This window comes from Roseburia sp. 499 (assembly GCF_001940225.2).
Lineage (GTDB): Bacteria > Bacillota > Clostridia > Lachnospirales > Lachnospiraceae > Petralouisia.
On the sequence record NZ_CP135164.1, the window covers coordinates 2,383,972 to 2,406,816 of the forward strand.

General features: G+C 40.9%; 23 protein-coding genes and 1 pseudogene. All 24 read right to left on the reverse strand.

Annotation, left to right across the window (positions count from 1 at the left end; translation table 11 throughout):
* Nucleotides 1–2 precede the first annotated feature (2 nt).
* The gene (locus tag BIV20_RS11750; RefSeq protein ID WP_075720911.1) at nucleotides 3–590 is read right to left on the reverse strand and encodes a DUF1788 domain-containing protein; all 588 of its coding nucleotides are present in this window, start codon (nucleotides 588–590) and stop codon (nucleotides 3–5) included.
* A gap of 2 nt (nucleotides 591–592) precedes the next feature.
* Complete coding sequence (locus BIV20_RS11755) at nucleotides 593–1,192, reverse strand: DUF1819 family protein (protein ID WP_075720912.1); 600 nt, start codon at nucleotides 1,190–1,192, stop codon at nucleotides 593–595.
* 20 nt (nucleotides 1,193–1,212) lie between these two features.
* A complete protein-coding gene (locus BIV20_RS11760) occupies nucleotides 1,213–1,422 on the reverse strand; it encodes a helix-turn-helix domain-containing protein (RefSeq protein ID WP_022262498.1) in 210 nt (69 codons plus the stop codon).
* A gap of 288 nt (nucleotides 1,423–1,710) precedes the next feature.
* Complete coding sequence (locus BIV20_RS11765) at nucleotides 1,711–2,532, reverse strand: zinc ribbon domain-containing protein (protein WP_075720913.1); 822 nt, start codon at nucleotides 2,530–2,532, stop codon at nucleotides 1,711–1,713.
* Nucleotides 2,533–2,549: 17 nt separating this feature from the next.
* Nucleotides 2,550–2,732 (reverse strand): type II toxin-antitoxin system HicA family toxin, encoded by a 183-nt coding sequence (locus BIV20_RS11770; RefSeq protein WP_015521614.1) that lies wholly within the window; start codon nucleotides 2,730–2,732, stop codon nucleotides 2,550–2,552.
* Between the two features lie 9 nt (nucleotides 2,733–2,741).
* A complete protein-coding gene (locus tag BIV20_RS11775; RefSeq protein ID WP_075720914.1) occupies nucleotides 2,742–3,401 on the reverse strand; it encodes a vWA domain-containing protein in 660 nt (219 codons plus the stop codon).
* Between the two features lie 96 nt (nucleotides 3,402–3,497).
* Nucleotides 3,498–3,698: a hypothetical protein gene (locus BIV20_RS11780; protein ID WP_075720915.1), complete on the reverse strand. Its 201-nt coding sequence runs from the start codon at nucleotides 3,696–3,698 to the stop codon at nucleotides 3,498–3,500.
* Nucleotides 3,699–3,707: 9 nt separating this feature from the next.
* Nucleotides 3,708–4,340, reverse strand: coding sequence for a helix-turn-helix domain-containing protein (locus BIV20_RS11785; RefSeq protein WP_075720916.1), 633 nt, complete (start codon nucleotides 4,338–4,340; stop codon nucleotides 3,708–3,710).
* Between the two features lie 15 nt (nucleotides 4,341–4,355).
* A complete protein-coding gene (locus tag BIV20_RS11790) occupies nucleotides 4,356–5,516 on the reverse strand; it encodes a hypothetical protein (RefSeq protein ID WP_075720917.1) in 1,161 nt (386 codons plus the stop codon).
* A 2-nt stretch (nucleotides 5,517–5,518) separates the two neighbouring features.
* Nucleotides 5,519–5,989, reverse strand: a complete 471-nt coding sequence (locus tag BIV20_RS11795) for a hypothetical protein (RefSeq protein WP_242939831.1) — start codon at nucleotides 5,987–5,989, stop codon at nucleotides 5,519–5,521.
* Nucleotides 5,990–6,004: 15 nt separating this feature from the next.
* Nucleotides 6,005–6,178: a hypothetical protein gene (locus BIV20_RS11800; protein ID WP_158024930.1), complete on the reverse strand. Its 174-nt coding sequence runs from the start codon at nucleotides 6,176–6,178 to the stop codon at nucleotides 6,005–6,007.
* Between the two features lie 11 nt (nucleotides 6,179–6,189).
* The gene (locus BIV20_RS11805) at nucleotides 6,190–6,450 is read right to left on the reverse strand and encodes a uroporphyrin-III methyltransferase (RefSeq protein WP_075720918.1); all 261 of its coding nucleotides are present in this window, start codon (nucleotides 6,448–6,450) and stop codon (nucleotides 6,190–6,192) included.
* A gap of 12 nt (nucleotides 6,451–6,462) precedes the next feature.
* Nucleotides 6,463–6,777 (reverse strand): hypothetical protein, encoded by a 315-nt coding sequence (locus BIV20_RS11810; protein ID WP_242939832.1) that lies wholly within the window; start codon nucleotides 6,775–6,777, stop codon nucleotides 6,463–6,465.
* 210 nt (nucleotides 6,778–6,987) lie between these two features.
* Nucleotides 6,988–7,902, reverse strand: a complete 915-nt coding sequence (locus tag BIV20_RS11815) for a DUF6674 family protein (RefSeq protein ID WP_083655200.1) — start codon at nucleotides 7,900–7,902, stop codon at nucleotides 6,988–6,990.
* 60 nt (nucleotides 7,903–7,962) lie between these two features.
* Nucleotides 7,963–8,652 (reverse strand): SpoVG family protein, encoded by a 690-nt coding sequence (locus tag BIV20_RS11820; protein ID WP_075720919.1) that lies wholly within the window; start codon nucleotides 8,650–8,652, stop codon nucleotides 7,963–7,965.
* Between the two features lie 3 nt (nucleotides 8,653–8,655).
* The gene (locus tag BIV20_RS11825; RefSeq protein WP_075720920.1) at nucleotides 8,656–9,054 is read right to left on the reverse strand and encodes a hypothetical protein; all 399 of its coding nucleotides are present in this window, start codon (nucleotides 9,052–9,054) and stop codon (nucleotides 8,656–8,658) included.
* A complete protein-coding gene (locus BIV20_RS11830) occupies nucleotides 9,047–9,664 on the reverse strand; it encodes a class D sortase (protein WP_075720921.1) in 618 nt (205 codons plus the stop codon). The genes BIV20_RS11825 and BIV20_RS11830 overlap by 8 nt, the downstream gene beginning before the upstream one ends.
* A 13-nt stretch (nucleotides 9,665–9,677) precedes the next feature.
* Nucleotides 9,678–17,381, reverse strand: coding sequence for a helicase-related protein (locus tag BIV20_RS11835; protein WP_075720922.1), 7,704 nt, complete (start codon nucleotides 17,379–17,381; stop codon nucleotides 9,678–9,680).
* 14 nt (nucleotides 17,382–17,395) lie between these two features.
* The gene (locus BIV20_RS11840; RefSeq protein WP_005340528.1) at nucleotides 17,396–17,764 is read right to left on the reverse strand and encodes a hypothetical protein; all 369 of its coding nucleotides are present in this window, start codon (nucleotides 17,762–17,764) and stop codon (nucleotides 17,396–17,398) included.
* The gene (locus tag BIV20_RS11845) at nucleotides 17,761–17,979 is read right to left on the reverse strand and encodes a DpnD/PcfM family protein (protein ID WP_075720923.1); all 219 of its coding nucleotides are present in this window, start codon (nucleotides 17,977–17,979) and stop codon (nucleotides 17,761–17,763) included. The genes BIV20_RS11840 and BIV20_RS11845 overlap by 4 nt, the downstream gene beginning before the upstream one ends.
* A gap of 27 nt (nucleotides 17,980–18,006) precedes the next feature.
* Entirely contained in the window at nucleotides 18,007–18,903 is an 897-nt protein-coding gene (locus tag BIV20_RS11850) for a hypothetical protein (RefSeq protein WP_075720924.1), read from the reverse strand.
* A gap of 50 nt (nucleotides 18,904–18,953) precedes the next feature.
* On the reverse strand, nucleotides 18,954–20,873 hold the full coding sequence (locus tag BIV20_RS11855) for a C40 family peptidase (RefSeq protein ID WP_075721071.1): 1,920 nt from the start codon (nucleotides 20,871–20,873) through the stop codon (nucleotides 18,954–18,956).
* Nucleotides 20,874–21,026: 153 nt separating this feature from the next.
* The gene (gene lnu(C) / locus BIV20_RS11860) at nucleotides 21,027–21,521 is read right to left on the reverse strand and encodes a lincosamide nucleotidyltransferase Lnu(C) (RefSeq protein ID WP_075720925.1); all 495 of its coding nucleotides are present in this window, start codon (nucleotides 21,519–21,521) and stop codon (nucleotides 21,027–21,029) included.
* Between the two features lie 340 nt (nucleotides 21,522–21,861).
* Nucleotides 21,862–22,803, reverse strand: a pseudogene (locus BIV20_RS11865) (VirB4-like conjugal transfer ATPase, CD1110 family); the annotation flags it as partial.
* Between the last annotated feature and the right edge of the window lie 42 nt (nucleotides 22,804–22,845).

A 22,845-nucleotide genomic window follows, 5' to 3' on the forward strand; every position in this document is an offset into this window, starting at 1 on the left:
CTCTACACCAGACGGAATGCCCTGTAATAGTTGTGTGAATCCATCGTTCCAAATAATTTCAAATCCTGTCCGCTATACTCTCCCGGATAGAAAAGCACTACCGGCACACTGTCAAGCACCTGATGCAGGTTATTTAAGATGTTGTGGCTTGCGATTATCGGATGGCACTTGCCTACTCCGGTAAGAAATACCACACTGTCCGTCAAATCTTCCTGCAATATTCTTGATATGATGAGATTCAGTTCATTTGTTTCATCCAGTCCCAATGTCTCTACAAGGCTGTCTGCCATCTCAAAAAATCCATTCTCTTTTTCCAAATCAAAGAATGCTTCCAGATAACCTTCCTCCTGCAATATCTCAATCATAAGATGAAACAGGTCAAACTCAACTATTCTGAAATCTTTGTTTCCGTTGTTTATTCTATCCTTAAGGTATGCTATATGATTTCTCACATACAGCTCCTCTCTTGGATCATAATCGAATATATAATATCCGACTTCATTTCCAAGTCCTTTATTCTCTCTAAACGACTTCTCTGATATTTTGTCTTCTATCTGATTCAGTCTATCATCCAAACTTAACTTTGCCATGCTCAGACTCCTTTCACAGCTTTCAAGTATTCTCCCAGTCCATTTGCAGTCAGCAATTCCTCTGTACGATAGTCAATGTGAATTGGCTTGATTGTTCTTGGTTTTGCACTACTTTCAAGTAATCCCGCCTCAAACATCATTCTAGTAAAGCACTGTTTCAGTTTCCGTATTGCTGTATCCGTCCATCCAGCCACCACATCACTCTGCAACGCTTTATCCGAAAAGAATACATTCAAATCCCTGTCTGTGATTTCCTTTTCTCCCAGTCTGAGCTTTTCATCATACACTTCATGAAGAAATTCAAAAAATAGTCGGCTATCCATAAGGATTGCAATTAAGTTTAAAATCTTTGCTGTCTCCACATCACAAGTGGTAAAAGCCCGAAGCACTGCTTCCGGTAAAGCAGATACTCTACGATAAGTACCATTCAATACCTCATATGCACGATATTCTGCTTTTACTTGATAGATATTCTCTTCCCAGGCTATCTTTCGAATATCCGCCTTACTATATCCATCCAATATGTATCCAGCGGTCTTTCTGGACTCCTGTAGCCAAAACAATTTTGATGTAAGTCCTGCACTATATACTAACTCTGCCATTTTGCACTCTCCAACAAGGTTTATTCTTCATCTTTCACAAACTCACAGATATCGCTAATATCGCAATCCAGATATGTAGCAATCTTGAGTAATACACTCATAGACACTTCTCCATCCTTACGCATCTTTGTAAGGGTATTCGGAGCAATATCTACAGCCTTTCTCAAATCGGCTTTACTCATCTTTTTGTCTACCAATAACTTCCATAATTTATTGTAACTTACTCTCATTCTCACACCTCGTGGCTTCTTCTATAGACATGTTATATTTGTCACAATTGAGTAAAAACTCGCTTTTTAAATTATAGTACAAAACGCTTATTCTTGCAATCAATATAATCGCATTTTCTTGCGAGCTTTAATTATTTTCATTTAAAAGTCATTAGTTTTTGTGAGAAAGAAATTCATAACCTTGCTTTTGAGTATTTCTGTCAATATTTTTGCATTAAGCTAGGCATTGCATAATGCCAAAACGTATAGTTAAAAGGCAGAGTGCCTATCCTGCGCCCTGCCCATTCTTTAATCGTCCAGATACAGTTCCATTGCCTTATATGCATTTAACGTATTTGTATCAGCATCATTGAAAGTACTTGAATATGTCTGCAAACTGCCCGAAGGATCTGTTGCACAGTTGGTAAGTGATATATATGCATCATATAGATCTGATACGGCATCGTATGCATCCTTGTATTCATCTGGTGGATTTTTCAATTTCTTCATCAATGCATTGACTGTATCCTGATTCTCTTCAATACTGCTTATCTTGCTGCTGAAACTCGTATCTGCATACAGATTACCTAACGCATCGTTAAAATCAGATACGAAATATCCTTTGGGACGCGTATACTTATCTGTATTATCATCCCTTTTCTCGTAGATAGCGTTATACCACACCTGCTTAATCAGATTTGCACTTGACTCTGCATCACTTGCACCTGTCAGCATTGTGACAGTAGCTAATTTCAGATTATCAGAATACTCTTCCACCCGTTGTGCATATTCCTCTGCTGCCTTTTTCTTCTGATATTGTGTCACCCCAAATACTGTTGCTCCTCCGACCACCAATAATGCAACCACAATCCCAATAATAACCTTTATCTTCTTAGTCACCTTTACCCCTGTTACCTCTACCTTTTGTGGCTTTTCATCTGTCTCCTGCCCTAGTGTATCATCAACCGGGCAACCACAATTCGGACACTCTGTCATCCCCTCTTCAAGTTCAGCACCGCATTCTGTACAATGCTTCTTCTCTTCTGGTATCAATATTGCACCGCAATGCACACACTTCTTTGCTTTTTCTGATACCTGTTCTCCACAATGTGGACATACAATCATTGCCATAAAATTGTTCTCCCTTCTTACACACCTGCCACCTGCAGGTGGTACTGCTTAATAATTCTTTTTGCCACCATTGCATTTAGATCTTTATTAACTGCAACCGTATAAATACCGTTTGAATACATAAAATGTGAGCCTTTGCATCTTTGATATTCATATCCGTTATTACGAAGTATCTTTTTCATTTCTCTTGCATCTACCATAAATATTACCTACCTTTTTCCTGCCTTCTCATGATATTCTGCAATATCGTCTGCCCAGGCATCATCAAGTTCTATACTACATGTTCTGCTTTTTGTAACGCCTCTCACTGCTCTGCCAACAGCTTCGTAATTGAGTGCAACTCCATCATGATCATTCTCATATGTTACTGACCTGTTTCTTTCAATACCAATTTTTTCAGCTTCTTTGCCTGCATCAATATTTGCTCCAAGAAATAAGAACTCCCAGCCACATTCTTTCTTTGCTTCAATCATTAGCTTAATGTCATTGTAATTAAACTCTGTACTGGAATTTTCTAATCCATCTGTAGTGATTACAAACAATACTTTTCCGGCACGGTGTTCCTCCGGCAAATGTTTCTGCACATTGTCAATTTTGTTAATTGCCTGTCCTACTGCATCAAGCAATGCTGTACATCCCCGGACATAATACTCTTTATCCGTCAACGGCTGAACTGCATCAATCGGGAAACGATCATGAATGATTTCCACTTCATCATCAAAGAGAATTGTAGTCACATTAACTTTTTCTCCTTCTTTTTTCTGTCTCTCTATCATCCCGTTAAATCCACCGATTGTGTCGCTCTCCAGTCCACCCATTGAACCACTTCTGTCCAAAATAAAAACCAGCTCTGTTAATTCCGCATTCATATGATTTACCTCCTTCGGTTTATTGTAATCACATTATATCTACGAAACTAACAGAGCTGGTCGCATGATAGGCGACAATTTCATATCTCCAAGCCTCTATTTTCTTTTTTCATAACTAGGACAGTTTGCAGAACTGCACCATTTATCATATTTGGTACATATTCCTCTCCCCGAAAAATGCACGCAGTTCTTTCCAAGTCTTCCTGTTTTCTTAACTTTGTAAAAACCGCCTGCACTATTTTTTACATGAAGTACGCTTTTTCCTCCGTCGTACATCCGCTTCTTCTTTTTCTGCATATACTTCACCTACTCAAAAATTGGCTGTCCATAAGCATCTAATATCTCATTAATTTCAAACATATCGTATATCTTATTCTGTAAGAAATAAGCCACGATAATATCCGTTTTTGAACTTCTTGAAAACGCAAAACCTGCTGAATTTAGAAGATCCTTCGCTTCGTCAATAGATAGTTCTAATGCTATTGCAAACGCAAGCACAGTCTTCTTATTTGGCGTATAATTCACATCTTTTCTGATTTTTGAGAAATGTCTCCGATCCACATAAGCTTTATTATATGCTTCAGAATCCGTCATCCCTCTCTCATCAATTAAACGCAATAGTCTTTGGGAAAATGTCTCATCCATCTGCCCCATAAGGCTTTCTATATTACGGTTTGTTGCCAATGTCGAAGACATAGAGTCAGTTGCTTTCGTTTTCTGCATACTTTCAACATCAAACGATTCTACGGCACTTTCATCTATCTCAATTTCTGCATCTTCTTCGGCATCACATTTTTTTGTTGCTTTTTTCTTTCTAAATTCCGAGATTCTATCAAATATAGACTTCATTTCTTTATCTAGTTTAATATCATCCGGCTTATCTATGTAATATTTATCTATGTATTTTCCAACTAATTCATATAATTTTTGGTCTCTCATTTCAGACTCCTTTATCTATGCCATATTTTCTGCATCTTGCTCTCTTATCCTGTCTAATATTATATCAATACGGCTCCTTTTATCACCAAGTCTCTTCAACATTCCCTCGTCATGATACTTAATATAGCTTACCACATCATAGAACCTACTGGAAGGCAGTTTCTGTTTGTGATAACCTTCAAAGCACTTTTTATGTATTTTTAAAGCCTCATCCCTTCTTTGTCTGTAGTTTTCATGACGGAGTTTTGTAACCCTGTCATTCTGAATATGTACAATCCACCCGCTGAATGGTGTGCGGATAAACACCATATCTGAGGCAATATTATAATCTAATCGGAATTTGTTGCAAATCATACTCATATTTTCATCTGTAAGCGGCAATTCTCTAAGATATTCTGCACGGTTATTCTGCTTTACACCAGAGCTTACACCCCATTGCAATCTGTTCCATTCATCCTCACAGCCACATATTTTACATACTCTGTTTCCCTGAAAAATCACATGTTTGGCTGCTTGGTTTGTAGCAAGCAAATGATTTTTATTAGAATATCGGCAGCTGCCAGTATGTATTATATGAGTTCTTGGACTCAGATAACATATCTCCTGATTAGTCCACCTCGTGTATTCCTTATAGCATTTGCCAAATAATTGATACATATAATTTGCATCATGCTTTGAATAGTGAAGAAAGTTTTTCTGAAATTCAATGCCCGCCTGTTTCAATGCACGCTCAAAACCAATTTGATTTACTCCATCACTTGCAATATGCATGAGAACTTCTTGAAATACAATAACTCTATGTCTCGGCATTGAATATCCATAAGTGTCCATACCTCTTTTAAACAATTCATAAGTATCCTTTGTCCAAACTACTACATACTTATATTTTGGAAATGACATCTTAATTTTCTGCAATACTATTTCTTCACTATTTGCCTGCATGACAGATTTTAATGTAGAATGTGATAGTACTAATGTATCTGGATTATATTTTTCTTCTGAACTCAGTCGCATCGCTCTGGAAAATGATTTTTTCAAATTCATACTTTCATCAGTCGCTACCACACCAATCTGAATTGGCTCCCTGTCTTCTATCCCATTTGTTCCCGGTGTCTGATTCCATTCGATATCTACAAACAGATATTCAAATTTTTCCAGCTCATGTTTACCTGCCATATTTACCAATCCTCGTCAAATTCATCCATTGCGTCATCCACACCATCGGCATAATCACTATCCCTGTCATACCGATCATAATCATAATCGCCATCCATGTATATATCATCATAGCCATCATCATATGAGTCATATATATTGCTTTTCTTTGAGCTACTTGTCCCAGTAGAGCTTTTCTTTGTACTGCTATTGTACGATGATGCATTGCTTCCAGCTGTCGATTTATTGTTATTACTACTTGAAGAACTGCTACTTGATGATTTATTGGAATATGATGAATTGCTATGTGAAGAACTACTTCCACTATAAGGCTTATGCAGATAACAATAACTGCTATTTGTTGCCTGCTTATTGTCACAGCCTGACTTAATGCACTTAGGCTCACTAGCTTCACTAATAGCACCAATAATGTAAAAAATACCTATTACCACCAAAAATACTGCCAATCCTTGTCCAAACGAATTCTTTTTCATATAAGGCACCTGCTTTCATTTACCTGCATCTTCATTTATCAATCTTTCACAATCATCAATTAATATCCTAATTGCATCCAACTCCATCAGCTTAAATTTCGCTTCAATATCCGCAAAAATAACTGTATTGAAATCATTATTGATTGCTTTCAAATTAGCCTGTAATTTCTTTTCAGTTTGTTGTTTCATCTTGCACTCCTTTAGTCAAAATCATAATCATCCGGATCTAAGCCGGCATCCTCCAATGCCTCTCTTCTTTCATCTGCATCCATATATTCAAGCTCTGTTGCATCTAGTCCTGCCAAGGATAACTCATCTTCTAGTTCATCTACCTCACTTGTATCCGTATCTTCATGACCGAAAACTACATCATCCATTACAGAATACTCATAAGCATTAAGTTTTCCATCTCCATCAAAGTCAAAATCCGAATCATATAATCTTCCATCTGTTCCTAACATATCCCTGTCCTCCTAATTATCGTAATGATTGAATCCACCAAACAAACCTCTGTCACTATGGCTTGTCTTATGTCCATTTTTATCATATGTGTTGACACTTCCAAATAATCCAGGGCGGCTGTATCCTACTTTGTGACCACTATTATCGTAATAATTCATTGTACCAAACAATCCGGGACTGCTATGTCCAACTTTATGTCCATTAGCATCATAGTTGTTCATACTACCAAAGAATCCCGGTCTGCTCTCTCCAATTTTATTGCCATTTGCATCATAATGATTCATTGTGCCAAATAATCCTGGGCGACTATATCCTTCTTTTCTCATATCAATCAGCTCCTTTCAAACAATTTTTACATGTTTTAAAGTTCTTTATACTTACATTATACGCACACCATGTGTCCAATAAAAAGGACAACTATGAATTCAAACGATTCTTATGTCATGTGCTATCATAATTATAACAAGAACCATTTCTTATGTGTCGCATTTCAGGCGACAAAAAAAGGACGCAGAATTTCTCCCACGTCCTCAAAACTATCTGGCTTTATCTTCCCTTACCTTCGATACTTCCTTATGTGCCGCTTCCTGCTTCACCACATCCACACCTCTAGCCTCAAATGCATCTGCATTATACTGATACTCCTGTGGTTCAGCGACCATCGGTGAATATACAATCTCTGCTTCCACTCTCTCTGCTTCTGCCCTCTCCGGCTCTGTCTGTTTCTGCTCCTTCTCCATATGCTTTTCCTTATCAAGCTGGACATTCATAGCCAGATTATCCAGCTTATCAATCGAAGCGTCCAGATGAAGTTCCATTGATACAAGTATCTTTTTCACTGCTTTCATAGGTGCAAGCACCGCCTTTGTAATTGAATGTTTCTGCTCTTTCTGTGAATAATCTACCTCCGGCTTGTCAGCAAAAGTGCGGAATGCATTGGCTACTGTCTGCCCTGCTTCACGAAATCCTTTTGCAAGAAGTGCTGTCTTTGCTATATCCTTATCCGTAGTCTTGATTGCACCTCTTACATTTTCTCGGATATTAAGAAGTCTTTTCTTAATTCCTAAGAACTCAGATACCCTGTATAATGCAGCTCTTCCCTTTGCCTTTGCTTCATCAACTATGCTCTTTGCTGTAGATTTGACCTGTGCTTTCACTTCTGATACCTGCGACTTTATCTGCTCACATCTGGTATTAAGTCGCTCGCGTGCTTCCGACAATGCCTTTTTAGCATTATTGACAAGTGTATCCTCCTGCATTTCTTTGATCTGGTTCTGCATGTTTGTGAGTTCTTCCGTCATGGAATCAATCTTTTTCTCCAGTCCGTCCACATAGCTGCATATCTCAAATACATCGTTTGCCTGCTCTTTCATGGCATTTTTCTTTAATAATTCGAGAAGTTCTCTTATGACCTCCTCATTGGTAAGTGTTTTTCCTGCTTCCATATCCATTCTGTTTCCTCCATTCTATAAGTGGGGCAGCCTTGGCCGCCCCAGTAACATGATTACTGATTATCGAAAGGGCGTTGCCTCTTTGTCCTTCTCTTTATCGGGATTGCCATGATGTTTCTCGGCACTCTCCCTCGCCTTTTCGTTGTTCTTATCCTTTGCTTTCTCATATTCCGAGATAATCTCATTATAGAGTTTTTCCCTGAAATCCTTTGTGACCGGATAGCAGACATCCTGATAGATTGGCTTGCCCTGCTCGTCCACCTGCTTTGTCTTATAAGAAGGCATTGATACAAAGATTTTCTCTTTTCCCTGCACGATATTGATATTATTTACGATGAAACTGTTTTCAAAATAAATGCGGGCAAGTCCCTTGATGTTACTGCCTTCCCTCTCATAAGGTGTCACAGTTACGGAAAACTCCGGCATTTCCTGTGTACGCTCCTGCTTCTGTGTCTCCTCTTTCTCCGGTTCTTTGATTCTTGCATAGGCATCAAGAATATTGGTATAGAGTTCCTCACGAAACTCTGCTGTGATAGGATTGCACACATCCTTATAGATCACACCATTGCTTTCATCACGCTCATTGGAGCGGTATCTTGGCATTGATACGAAAAGCTCTCCCTTATCCTTATTCTCAAGGATTGCAATATTGGTGATCTTAAATGAATCACCGAATACCACTGTTGCAAATCCTTTGATATTGCTGCCCTCTTTTGCCCTTACTTCGTTTACTTTAATTGAATACTTCATATGCTATTCCTCGCTTTCTTTTTGTTCTTTGTTTTGCTCCGGTATGATAAGCTCACACCAAAGCTGTTCTATCTGTTCACAAGACAATCTGCCATTTAACCAGTTGCCAAGTGTAACTACCATTCCGTCCTGCTCGTAGTAGAGCCACTCCTGTGTTTCAATGTTCCCCTCATACACGATAGTCACATCAAAATCAGGCATGAATAATCCTTCCTCCGCATCACATACACAGGCTATTCCCTGTCTGAGTGTCAGATTTAGGCTTTCGACACACACAGACCAGCCGCTTACGACTATCTGAAAGTCATCATCAATCTCTGCAATATCATCCTCGATGTCAATTAGCTCTTCCATTTCTGCTACTGCCTCTTCTATCTCACCTAATCGGTATCTCCTATTCATCCATCACCGCCTCCTTATAAATGCACCTGACCACAAAACGCATGGTTCCTTTCTGGGAACAGGTAAAAAGAGTTAATTCTTTTTCTGTACCCTGTGTCTTGATGCTGTTATCATACGGATTTACTACCTCTGTCTCTGTTACCTCATAGATATGCTTCAGCCCATTTTTGTCGGTTATCATTACTTCATCACCTATGGATATCTGACTTAGTGGTGTAAAAAATGTGCCATATCTGCTGCCATTATGACCGCACAATACACAGTTGCCACTTTCTCCGATTCCTGCAGTCTCTTCTATATGACCAATCCCTGCATTAAGCACTTTACTTGTGGTTCCTTCCATTACCGGATACCTGATATCTAAGCCCGGTATCTCAATGATGCCGATAACACCGCCTTCTTTAAGAATGGCTTCATCCTCTTTACTAATGGAGGTTTGCTCTTCCTCCACATCTGTTTCTTCATCGTAATCATCCTCCAATGTCTGCTCAAATTCACTTATGAGCTGTTCTGTCTGTTTTTCTCCTGTTGCCCGCCAGAAAAAAGGGACTGCCATAATGGCAATCCCTGCTGTAATCAGTAGTCCTGCGACCACTTTTCTTATGCTCATATTATTCACTCTCCTATCGTGTTCTGCCCTCTCTGTCGGCTGGATAAGCACCTTTATCCTCTGCTACAATCGCTGCAGATTCCATCCTGTCATCTGCTTCTCTTTCTTCCTCCGGTCCGCTCAGGTCTGCATCCACAGCCTTTGCGTTCTCAAGATCTAGCTGGGCATTCAGTTCACACTGTCTTGCCAGCTTTTCTTCCAGTTCCTTGCTGTACGTAAATGGCTTGTCATACTCAGTCTTTGATGCTTCAAGGTCATTCTGGTACTGCTCAATCTTCTTTTCTAAAAAATCAATGTTCTCATGAAGTCCATTGAACAGGTTTTCCAACTTCACCATGCTGCCGACAGGACTTGTGGAAAGCTCTGCTTTGTACTCTGTCTTTCCTCGAAGCACCATATAATTGATGCCAAGGAAGTTCTTTTCCACAAGCAGCTCAAATCCGTGAAATTTGCCGATTGCAGTTGTCTCTCCGGTCTTGCACTTGCTGATTGCTTCAAGCATCATCGTTCCACCATCCACACGCTCAGTATAGGTTGCTTTGCCTATGGTAATGGCAAATTCCGGATTATCAATCAGTTCTTTATCCCTTGCCTTTACATCCTCTCTTACATTGGCCAGCTTTTCTGTTGCTGTCTTAATGAGCTTCGGATACTTGATCATAAAGTTATCCTGCAAGCCATATCTCTGATTGTCATAAGATGCCTTTAAAAGCTTAAGTCTCTGGACATCATTATCAATCTCCATCTTTTCTTTGATTAACGGATTGCCAGTTGCAACCGCCTTAATCTCTGCATAAGAAAGAGTTGCCTCGTCGATATCCTCACAGCTTCGGCTTACTGCCTTGCTGGTCATAACCTGACTGATAAAACGCTGCTTATTCTCCACAAGCGACCAGTTGTATGCATCAAAGGTTCCTTTGGTAACATATCTGTATATTGCAACTTCCTTGTTTTCATTACCCTGTCTGATGCCTCGACCTTCTCTTTGCTCGATAGATGAAGGTTTCCAAGGACAATCTACATGATGCATAGCAACAAGGTGTGTCTGTACATTAACTCCAGTTCCACACTTGTCAGTCGAACCGATAAGAACTTTTTTCTTACCTGTCCTCATCTCCTTAAAAAGTGCGTCTCTTTGTGCATCCGTCTTGGCATCATGGATAAATGCTATCTCATCTGCGGGAATACCATACTGGATAAGTGTCTCCTTCAGATAATCATAAATAGTAAAATCCTTATCAGGTCCCGGTGTGCCGATATCCGAAAAAATAAGCTGGCAGCCTATATGACCGTCAGCATTTCCTTTCTCGTATTCTTTCCACACATTCTCCGCAACCTTGTTTAGCTTTCCATCTGGATTGTTTGGAGCATCCTTATCAATCAGCCTTGCATCTGTTCCTAATAATCTTGCCTCATGGGTAATCTTTAAAAAGTTGTCCTCACTCGGATCAACTCCACCACCTCTGATACGCTCTGCTCTTGCAACAAAGTTTTCCATGACCTGCTTTACATACCAGTCCGGCTCTGACTCCACAATGATAGGCTTACCACCACGAAGAGCCGGTACATCAAGAGCAAGCATGTCTGCTGTCTGCACATCGGCTACCTCACGAAAGATATTCATAAGCTCAGGCAGATTCGTAAATTTATTGAACCTGCTCTTAATTCGGAAACCACTTCCCTCAACTGTAAGCTCCAATGCAGTAGTCACCTCACCAAAGTTTGCAGCCCATGAATCAAAGTGATAAATTCCCATCTCTTCAAGAGCCGCCTTCTGCAGGTAAAGCTGCATAACATACATCTCACACATTGTATTGGATATTGGTGTCCCGGTTGCAAATACAATGCCTCTGCCATCATTTATCTCTGACAGATACTGACACTTAAGCTGCATATCCGTTGACTTCTTTGCCCCTGAACTACTGATTCCCGACACATTGTTCATCTTTGAAAATATGGCAAGGTTCTTAAAATTATGTGCTTCGTCCACCATTATGGAATCTACACCAAGCTCCTCAAAGGTAATCAGGTCATCTTTTCTACTCTCATCAGTTAAGGATTTCAGCTGTTCCTCCAGCTTTTTCTTCTGACTCTCCATCTGCTTTACAGTCCAACGCTCTCCGTTACGCTCCTTCATCTCATCAATCGCATAGCTGATTTCTTCAATCTGCTCATTAAGCATCCTCTCCTTTCTCTCTGCCGAGATAGGAATTTTCTCAAACTGCGAATGCGACATGATAATACAGTCATAATCTCCAGTCGCAATCCTTGATACAAACTGCTTTCTGCGACTCTTTTCAAAGTCACGTTCCGTAGCAACCAGGATATTGGCTGACGGATAAAGCCTTAAAAATTCACTTGCAGTCTGCCCGATAAGCGGCTTTGGAACTACCATGATTGTCTTATTGGCAAGTCCAAGTCTTTTCTGTTCCATACAAGCTGCCATCATCTCAAAGGACTTTCCTGCACCAACACAGTGTGCCAATAAGGTATTTCCTCCAAGAAGGATTCTAGCCACAGCATTTTTCTGATGAGGCTTTAACTCAATCGCAGGATTCATTCCTGGAAACTGCAGATGGCTTCCATCATACTCACGCAGGCGGATGTTATTGAATGTTTCATTGTAATACTCCACATACTTCTGTCTGCGTTCCGGCTCTGAAAACAGCCATTCCTTGAACTTTTCCTTGATCATGTTCTGCTTTTCCCTTGCAAGCATTGTCTCATTCTTATTGACTTCGTAATGATACTTGCCATCCCCATCATCAATCCTGTCCCTGACTGTTACAGTTTTCAGATTCAGTGTATCCTCAAAAATAGAATAAGCATCCATGCGGCTTGTACCATAAGTCTTAGTAGCTGCCACTGAATGCTTATCCATGCTTTTATTCTCAATGAACCATTCCATGCTCATTTTATTTAAGTGTACCTGAATACCCGAATTATAATACTGGCTTCTGACTGCCCTTGCTCTCCTTGGTGTATTAAGAAGCTCATAGATAAACTGCTCATAATCAAGCGGCTCAATCCATGTCGTACCAATCTTCACATCAATATCCGAGGCTTCAATCCACTCCGGCTGCACTTTTTCAAGGGCTGCCACATTGCCTGTAAACCTCTCAGCCTGTGGATTATCGGTATCTGCTGCCATAGCCTTAGCTACACGAAGCTTATCCCTTACATTGCCCGACAGATATTCGTCCGCTGTCTCCCAGCCAATATCCGGGTTATTCTCGTTGTAACGGTCGGGATTAAGAAAAATCAGTCCTTCCAGCTCATTAACCAAAGCTGACCTCTTTAATTCCATTGCAGCATCATCACTTAATGAAATCTCTTCCACCGGGTTACCGCTTTCCTTTGCCAGATTCTCCAATGCTCCAGATATATCTGGCTGATAGATAGAAAGCATATATGCAAGATTCACATACCCAAATTCATTGACTGACACATTTAAAGCCTCCACCGCAGTTTCCACTCTGTCTATGACAGTCTTTGCTTTAATCGTCTGCTTATAGAACATATCCGCCTTCTTCACCTCCCCGTCTTCGTTTACTTCCTCAAGACTGCAAAGAAGCGGGTAATCGCTGTCATCTCTGAAGGCAATCCTATTTGCTTTTGAAGTAATGGCTCCATACTGCTTTACAAATGCATCATACTTTACATTAAGAAGTCTCTGTTTATCTGCAAGCTCTTCCTCGCTGCAGCCTTCCATCTGAATATCAATCAATTCTCTTGTTATCTGTCTGATTTCATCTAATTTTAAGATTCTCTCCTCAGCAGTCTGAGATACTTCTTTTCTTACCATCTCGGAATTTTCCCTGTAGTAGAGCTTTCCTTCAAAGAATGTGTAAGTATAATTTCTCACATCGGGATCTGCAGGAATAACTTCCTCAGCCTTTTCTTCACTATCTGCTGCCCTTTCAAAATCTGTCATCTGTGCTTTGATATTGCTGATTGCCTTATTGAGTGCTTCATACATATTAAAGTTCTCATCATCATTCACACAGACTGTGTATCTGCTATCTTGTCCGTAAATTCTTGTATCATATTCCATATGACCAAGAATCATCTCCGGGTGTTCTGCAAAGTATGAATTGACTGCAATACCATCCTCAGTCACACCAAGGTGTACCCAGTCCGGCTCGATATCAATCTTTCTCTCCCTCTTCTGTAAGAACAGAATATCCGCAGTTACTTCGGTTCCTGCATTATCCTTAAATGCAGTATTCGGAAGTCTGATTGCTCCAACAAGCTCTGCCCTCTCTGCCAGATACTTTCTGATGGTAGGATTTGTTTTATCAAGTGTTCCCTTTGTGGTAATTACTGCTACCATCCCTCCCGGTCTTACCTGGTCGAGTGCTTTTGCAAGGAAATAATCATGAATACGGAAGTTATACTTGTTGTACTTTGGATCAAACACCTTGTAATCACCAAATGGCACATTTCCCACAACCACATCAAAAAAGTTATCCGGATATGTGGTATTCTCAAAACCTGTGATACTGATATTCGCATTCTGATAAAGCTGCTTTGCTATTCTTCCTGAAATACTGTCAAGCTCAACTCCATACAACTTACTTCGCTGCATAGGTGCCGGCATACTTCCAAAGAAGTTACCGATACCCATTGATGGCTCTAATATATTGCCACCTCTGAAACCAAACTGGACAAGTGCCGAATTCATGCACATGGCAATTTCCGGAGAAGTATAAAAAGCATTATTTACAGTTGCCCTTGCTGCACTGTATTCATCATCAGATAAAATTTCTTTGAGTTCCTTATACTCTTTATTCCAGCTTGCATTGTTCTCATCAAACGCCTGTGACAGTCCACCCCAGCCGACAAACTTTGACAAAATCTTCTGTTCCTCCGGTGTGGCAAGACGGCTCTCTGATTCTATCTGCTTTAAGGTACGGATTGCATCCATATTCCACTGGTATCTGGTCTTGGCTCCGCCCTTTTCCACCTCCCATAGGTTATAATGAAAGTTATGTTTTTCCTGCCCGGTAATATTCTTCTCAGTATCAAGGCTTTCTACTTGCTGTAATGACTCCTGCTTTGATGTAAAATCTACAGTTTCCTGTAATTCTGTATCAGCCTGAATATCATCCACAGATACTGATACCACATCATCTGAAACCACATATCCATTCTCATCAATCTTGGTTTCCCAGCCATTCGCTATTGCTCTTTCCCTGGTTTCAAGACGATTGGCTTTTACACTATCCTCGATATCAAAGAATCTCTTATAGACCGGATTCATCTTATCCCTGTCAGCCTTCTGCTTTGTCTCCTGATAATACTTCTTCTGGTCTTCTCCACAGTAAAATGGCTGTTTTACCATATAGGATAAAATCTCGTATAACTCACGCCAGTCGAGAGCACCTTCCTTACGCACACCGTTCCTGTTCTTATAGCTGATCTTCACATACCCGCTTCTGATTGAGTACTCCACAAGACCATACTTATTGTTGGAATATGCCTTCCTTTCTGCATTATCTGTCCCTAATGCAATATCCCTGATAAGGTCAAGTTTATTGGGCATAAATGCAAAATCAGACTGCACCACATCCATAAGGAATGCCCTAAACGGAGTGTAGCAGCTGCAATCTGTTACAAGAATCTCCGCCGCATCACGCAGGTCTTCATCAAGCTCCTCAATACGCTTGGCATAATCAATCGGTGTAATATACTTAAGCTCTGATGGATCTTTTTCAGATGTTTCAGCATCTATCTCGGCGTCATATTCTGCCTTTGTTATCATGCGGTCTTCATCGGCAGCTTCCTGTGGTGTCATGCCATATGCAGATACATATGCTTCATTACTTTCCTCATGTGCATCTTCATGCAAATTTGCCACTTTTACAGTTCGGTTAGAAGCATAGCTCTCCGGCTCATCCGGTATTGCATAATCATCAACCTCTGATTCTGCCTCTTCCGGTTCCACTTCCTGATATTCGGCATCAATAACCTCATCATCCTCACGGAGTCCGTCCATCGCAAGCTCATCAATACGAGGTGTCTCAGGCTGGTATTCCCCTGTAAGAATAAGGACACCAAGCTCTTTTTCGATATCTTTCCACGAAACATATCCTTCAACCTCTCCATCCTCATCTCGCCACTGAAAACGCAGTCCATTCCCATGAAATGTGTCATATCCGTGCAGTCCTAGTCCGTCAACCGGCCAGCCTGCACCTCCCTGACCATACTCTGCTTTGATACGCTTTGCTCTGGTTCCTGCGTCAATCTCTGTTTCAAAAATCTTGCATATCCTGCCCTTGCCACCGATAAAACCTGTACCTCTCATAAGCACCTGTTTGATATACTCACTTGGTACTGTGGATGACTTCTTTGGATTCAGGTAATTGTATTTACCTGCTAATGCAGCTTTTCTGTCCTGCTCGAACCGACGCATAAACTGATTATTGTTTTCATCCTCAGTATGAATGGTGCCAATGCTTACCTGCCCGTTCTGGTCGAAAAAAAAGGAAGCCTGTGTATAATCGGCTTCCTTACTAACACCCAATGAATTGATTTCATCAAGTTCCCTATTCAGTTCTGTATCATCTGATTCTAGTGGAATCGCATCACTATCTGATGGAGTACCACTTCCTCTGCCTGCATCTTCGCCTGCTCTCTTATCTTCCACATCTCCATTGTCGATGACGGATTCTGTGGCTTGTGCTTCGCCAGATACTGCATCTCCAGCTGGTCGTACAGCTGATTCGCTTCCTCCTCTACCGCTGACATCTTCTCGTACATCTTCCCGAATCTCATCAGCGTCTTGTATCTTGCCGGCTCGTTCTCCTTTAGATAGTTCATCGCCATCCTTCCGTATTTGCCCAGCTTCGTGAGGTCCTCCGTCTCGTCCGGCATCTCTATCTGCGGATAAAGCAGTCCGTCCACTTCCTTGTAAGTCATTTCTTCTAACATATCCAATTCTCCTTTCGCTCTCGATTGCCTTTAAGTTACGACTAAATTTTCTAAGAACACTACAGGAGACATCGCATACAATGGAACCAAGACGGTAAATGATCTCTTCGTCTTTGATATTTACGATCTGACTAAAATCCTGTTCTTGCACAGATAAGTCAAATCCGCATCTCGTCCCTACAGCATACATGACACTTGCATATACAAGCTGCTCCATGTCCATTTCCTGCTGTAAGCCATTGCGTTTCTTACTTTCTTCCTTTATCACACTACCTGATAGCTGCATAAGCTCGGTCATTCGGTCTCCGAACTCTTCTTTTATTATAAGCCAAACATCTGTTCCTGTAAACTGTTTTAATATATTTTTTAGAGACTCCCTGTCGCTGTTATCGTACTGCTCAATCTGACCTTCTGACACAAGAAAATCCACATAATCTTTAAGATTTTCTCCCTCAAGGTCCCATGTCAGCTTAACATTCTTCCCTCCGGTATCACTGATATCAAAGATATACCTCATGCGTGGATTCAGTGCCCTTGACGGGAAGATGGCGCAGCCTTTCGCACCACGCTTTACATATCTTCCCACCTTTTTCCAGGTATCATAATCTGCCATGAGTGTGCTTTTTTCCGGAGGTCTCTGAGCTGTTACCATAACGATATTGTCAAATTCATAGCGGTATAACTGACCTGCGACCTTTAACACATCCTTCCAGTTCTTTTCTGATCTGGTGATGTTACCAATTTCAGAATCGTATATCGCTTTGACCTTCATATCAACGCCCATACCTTTGTCCTCCTCTACTTAAACATCTCTGCAAACAATCCCTTAAATAGCTTTAACTCATCCTTATCCAGCTCGATTGCAAATTCATTGTCGATTGCCTGTTTTTCGCATTTATCCTTTTTCTTTGCAATCTTACGCACCACACGAAGAATCACATAGCACTCCTTGGACTTTGCAATGCTCTGTTTAAAGGTCAGCTCATCCTCATCGACTGACTTCTGTGTCTGATAGATAATCTCTTTTAACTTATCATTGATACCATCTACTTCCTCAAGGGAAATAATAACGGATGCCTTAGAAGCACCCGATCTGTCCCACTCCTTATGAAGTTCCTTTACTAAAAACTCCATGTTCTTAATTACTGTTGTTGAATCACTTTTCATCTTGCTTTTCCTCCGTTTTCTTTTAATGAAGAAGGGAGCTGACCTTCGCTGAATGGCGCAAAATCAACTCCCTTCATGTCCTCTGCTCCAAGGACTATCTGCTCTGCATAATACATATCCATTGCCTTATTGATGGCATCGTCAAGCGACTCTGCCTTTACTTTCTGTACTCGTGAAAGCACTTCCTTTATCTCAACATCAAATTCCTGTTCCATATGATAGCGCCTCCCGTAAAAATCTCATCACCGGCTCTTTTCTTCCTTTACCTTTCTTTCTTTAAAGCTCTCATCGTACTTTCCATCTTCCAGTCTGTCGTAAAAACAATCCTCTTCAATCGTTCCGAAATCCTCATACATCTGGTGAAGGAAGTCATTCTGCAGCTTCTTTGGTACATCATCATCCTTTGACATATCCTGATAAAAATAGAACTTCTGCTTTAGCTTTGCCCTGTAATCATAGATATCCTCTATCTTTTCCGGTGTGCCATACTCCCTCTTGTATGCCTTGAAATTCGTGGTTGAGAGTGTGGAACCGAGATAAATTCCATGCTCCCACGATACCCCGATTGTGGTATTGTCCTTTGTAGGCTTCTCATCCTTCGGATAACGCTTATACTCTGTCGCACCAAGAGCGATTGTAAGAGAACCTGACTTCATATCCATCACCACAAGATTTCTTGGTGATAATGCTTCAAGCACCATGTAATCATGGTCATTGAAGTTATGAAATGTCTGTCCCCTTTCAAATGAGCGGTTCTCCATTTCATAATGCAGGTTAAAATCATCCACCCAGCCCTTATCGGTCATTCCAATCTCCTTAAGCTTTGCAACACATTCAGAAGAACTGGCTTCTTTATCAAACCGAAATTCTTTGGAATCGTTATAAAGTCCCTGAAGAAAGTGCCCCAGCTGAATATCATCCAGACAGAATCTCGCAGATACCGTTACATTTGCTGCCCTGTAATACTCTGCGAAGTTATCTGCTTCACCAAGTGTTCTTCCAAGCTGCATCAAATTGTCTGCAAGCTCTGACATGTCATCAACTGCTATAAAACTCTTATAATCATCCAGAGTCATCAGCATATTTGTCTCTGTTCCCCTGTCGTTTTCTGTTACCAGTATCATATCTTTTAAATCCATTCTTACCTCCAGTCTCAGAGAGGGACTATGCCCTCTCTGCAAATTTCCTGTTATGGTCTTCCTATCACAACAATCTTTCCTGTGCTTGCCACATCACGGTAAACCACACCAAGACTTTCATTAAGTGCCTCTACCACTTTGCCATTTCCGACGTATACTGCCACATGGCTGATGTTCTTATATCTTCCATTGCTTGTATAACTGTAGAAGATAAGGTCTCCCGGCTGTAACTCATCAAAGGAGACTGTCTTTCCGGCTTCATCCAGTCCCTGTGCCTCCGCTGCCGCTGTGGTTGCCCCACCGTAACTAATATCCACACCTGCATCCTTCCATGAATAATAGGCTAAGGAGCTGCAGTCATAATAGTTACCGCTGTCTCTTAAATCCTGACTATAAGGAAAGCCAACTCTGTGAAGTGCATAGGAGCAGACTGTTTTCTGCCTGCTGTCTGTAATTTCGTTTAGGATGGCATTGATTTCATCCTCAGTCATGGAGCTTACTCCTGGACTTCCGCCTCCGCCGCCACTTCCGCTTCCGGCATATCCAAGCTGTCCCATAAACCCTGGACTCATGATCTGCTCAAGCATTTCCACCTGATCAGAGTTAAACCCATAGACCGAAATCATATCCCGATAAGATTTCAGTGTGACATTCACATACAGAACAGACTTCGTGACAGTAGTCACATTGCCGTCTGCATCTGTTTCTTCCACATCCTTTGTTCCGGTGCTTGTGGTGTATGAACACATATCATTTACAACTGCCTGCAGCCAGCCTTTAGAAGTACCATTCATGACTGTTGCAGTATCTCCGACACCATGCTTGACCATATAGACTGCCATGATGTCATAGTAATTGCTTGGATTTTCTTCCATACCTTCATAATCCACATAGACAAGCTCTCCAAGGTCATATCCGGTATGCTCATTCACTTTCGTGTTCACATCCCGGTTAAACTCCTGCACATAGGCACTCGTTACTGTCTGCACGGTATCTCCTGATTCAAGTGGTGGCAGGAATAAAGCAAATGGAGAATTATAAAGGATTGCTATCACCGCTATAACCGGAACCGCAATCATGGCAACTACAAGAACAAGTAACAACAGCACCAGTCCGATAATCGGTGCAGCTGCCTTTACCCATGTAATCGCTTTTCGCACAATCAGATCCTTTACCAGCTTTGCCACGCTGTCTGTCTGATTCTCCTGTGCTTTCATCTTATCCAGAAAGAACTTTATCTTCCTGCTCCGGTTGGTCATCTTTTCATCCTTGACCTCTATGGACACACCTGCAGCATATCCGGCTGCCATGCCGATTGCAGTACCAACTCCCGGTGCAACCGCTGTTCCTGCCGCCGTAGCAGCTGCCTTTGTCGCAGTTTTCGTTGCAACCTTGGCAGTAGTCTTGGCTGTTTCTTTTGCCGTCTCTTTAGCTACTGCCTTGGCTGTATCTTTGGCAGCTTTCTTTGCTGTCTTTTTTGCCAGCTTCTTTCCTGCCTCTACCTTCCTGATACGCTTCTTTGCCTCGGCTGCCGCCTTTTTTCTAAAAAGTGCTGCCCCCTTAGAAGCAGTTCCGGTAACAGGGTGGCTTGCTTCATATGCAAGATATGCTGCCTGCGATACCTCCTGCCCGCCTTCCACCTGCTCCGTTACTGCCCCGGCTGCAAGTGCTCCAGTTCTTCCTGCAATGTGAAGATTCGTGGTTCTTCCTGCAATGTGAAGATTCGTGTTCTTGGTCTTGATGGAAGTGTTGGATTCTTTAAGGTTTCGCTTAAATCTTGATAGTCCCTTATTCTTCGGCTCCGACTGATGAATGGTACTCTTGCGATAGGACTTCTTTTTATCATCAGATACCTTTGCACCGATAGTCTTAGGACCTCTCTCTACTGTATAGATGTTGCTGCCTTTAATCTTGGCTCCCTTTGGTTCGTGGGCATGAATCTTGGCTTTCTCCTTGGTGTGAATGACCATCGGTTTGTCATCAACCTTTCTAATTTTCAATTTTCTCACCTCCTACTTTGAAAAATAAAATAAGCCGCTAGGGAGCAAAAATTACTCCTTAACGGCTATGTAAAATCATTCAATATTCAATTATTAAAAGCAACATGAAACTGAAATTTACAGTTATCTATACTCATTTGGAATTTCGATATGAAATGTCTCACACAATAGCTTCACATCATGTACATCATTCTCATCAAATTCATATCCCAAATGGAACATTACTTGACTATATGGTTCAATACAAGAAACCTCTATCTCCTCAATTTTTCCTTTACCAGAAAAAGTTTCTACCGGAAAGTTATCCCCCTCATAAAGAATTTCACCTTCGCCCGTATATTCAAAACAATGCAAATCAACAATCCTGTTTTTCGCATCTTTCCATACAGTATGGTTCAATGTTGTATATTCCATCTTAATCTCATAAAAGTCATTAGCTTTCATTATCTCTATAAAGTTCTGATAATCTTTCTTTTCTACAAAAATATCAATATCGTTATGGACTCTTGACTGATGTCCAAGCAACGCATCTACCCCCCAGCCACCATCAAGAAAGACTTTAATCTCGGCATCTATCGCAAGTTGAAGAATCTGTTTTACATCTGTAATATTGACCATCTTATCATCTCCACAAATTCAAATTTTCTTTTCCCTAATAATTACAAATATTCCTTGGAAATTGCTTCCACACCATACATTTCCATAAATGCATCCAGGTCCGCTGCATCCCCAATCAACATATTCTCGTCAAAGTGTACGATAAGCATATCTTAAAATCCAGCCACATGTTCTCCGGTACAAATGATACATTTTAGAACTGCTTCCTTATTTATTTTTCATATCGAATCTTATATGCTTTCTTCTTAAAAATAGGGAATATCTAATTTATTATCATCAAGGTCGGACATTCATCCGACCTCTTGATTATACTATAGATTCTATAAAAATTCATCTGTTATCACTGCAGCATTGCTTCTTTTTTCTTCTGTTCCGCAATCTTCTCATGAATGTTGGTATTATACAGCCTGTACAAATCCGTATCCTTGCTGATCTGATTATCAAAGGGAATTACTACCGAACCACACTTAATAAGTCCCATTCCAGAGGCGGTATTAGTTACGAACCGAAGCTGTGCCTCTGATACCCCGATAACCTCCGCCATCTTTGAACTGTCTGTATTTGCCTGCTTCAAGAGTGCCACAAACTCAGAGTTTGCAAGCATTGTGGTTGCTGTGTAATTCTGCAACAGATCGACAACATTCTGCGTGATACCGGTACAAAGACCTCCCTGCTTTCTTACCTTCTTCCAGAGCTGCTGCAGATATTTTGCAGAATACTCCGAATTAAGCAGGACATGGAACTCATCAATATAGAGCCATGTTGCCTTGCCTCTCTTACCATTCTCAACAATTCTGTTCTGAATGGACTCCATCATTACAAGCATTGTGATAGGACTAAGCTCGGTGCCTAAGTCCCTGATACCATAGACTGTAAATCTGTTATCTACATCCACATTTGTCTGGTGGTTGAAGATATTAAGTGAGCCATTTACGAAAAGCTCCAAAGATAATGCAATGTCCTTTGCTTCGTCCTCCGGCTGTGCCATAAGAATATCGTAAAAATCACTCATTACAGGGATATACTTCTCTTTACTCCTTGCAATGTCGATATACAGTTTTCTCACACAGCGGTCGATGATTGACTTCTGTCTTGAATTTAAGCTGTCACCGATGCACTGCTCACAAAGACCAAGCATGAACTCGCCCTTTTCTCTTACCATTCCCTTGGAATCATTCGGATCAAGGCTCCATACATCCATCTCCAGCGGATTCACATAGTTATCCGTGTAGGTGGACATATTTACCACTGTTCCACCATAAGTCTCAGCAATATCAAAGTATTATGTCGATAGGTAAGCCTTTGAAATTATCTCCAACTTTTC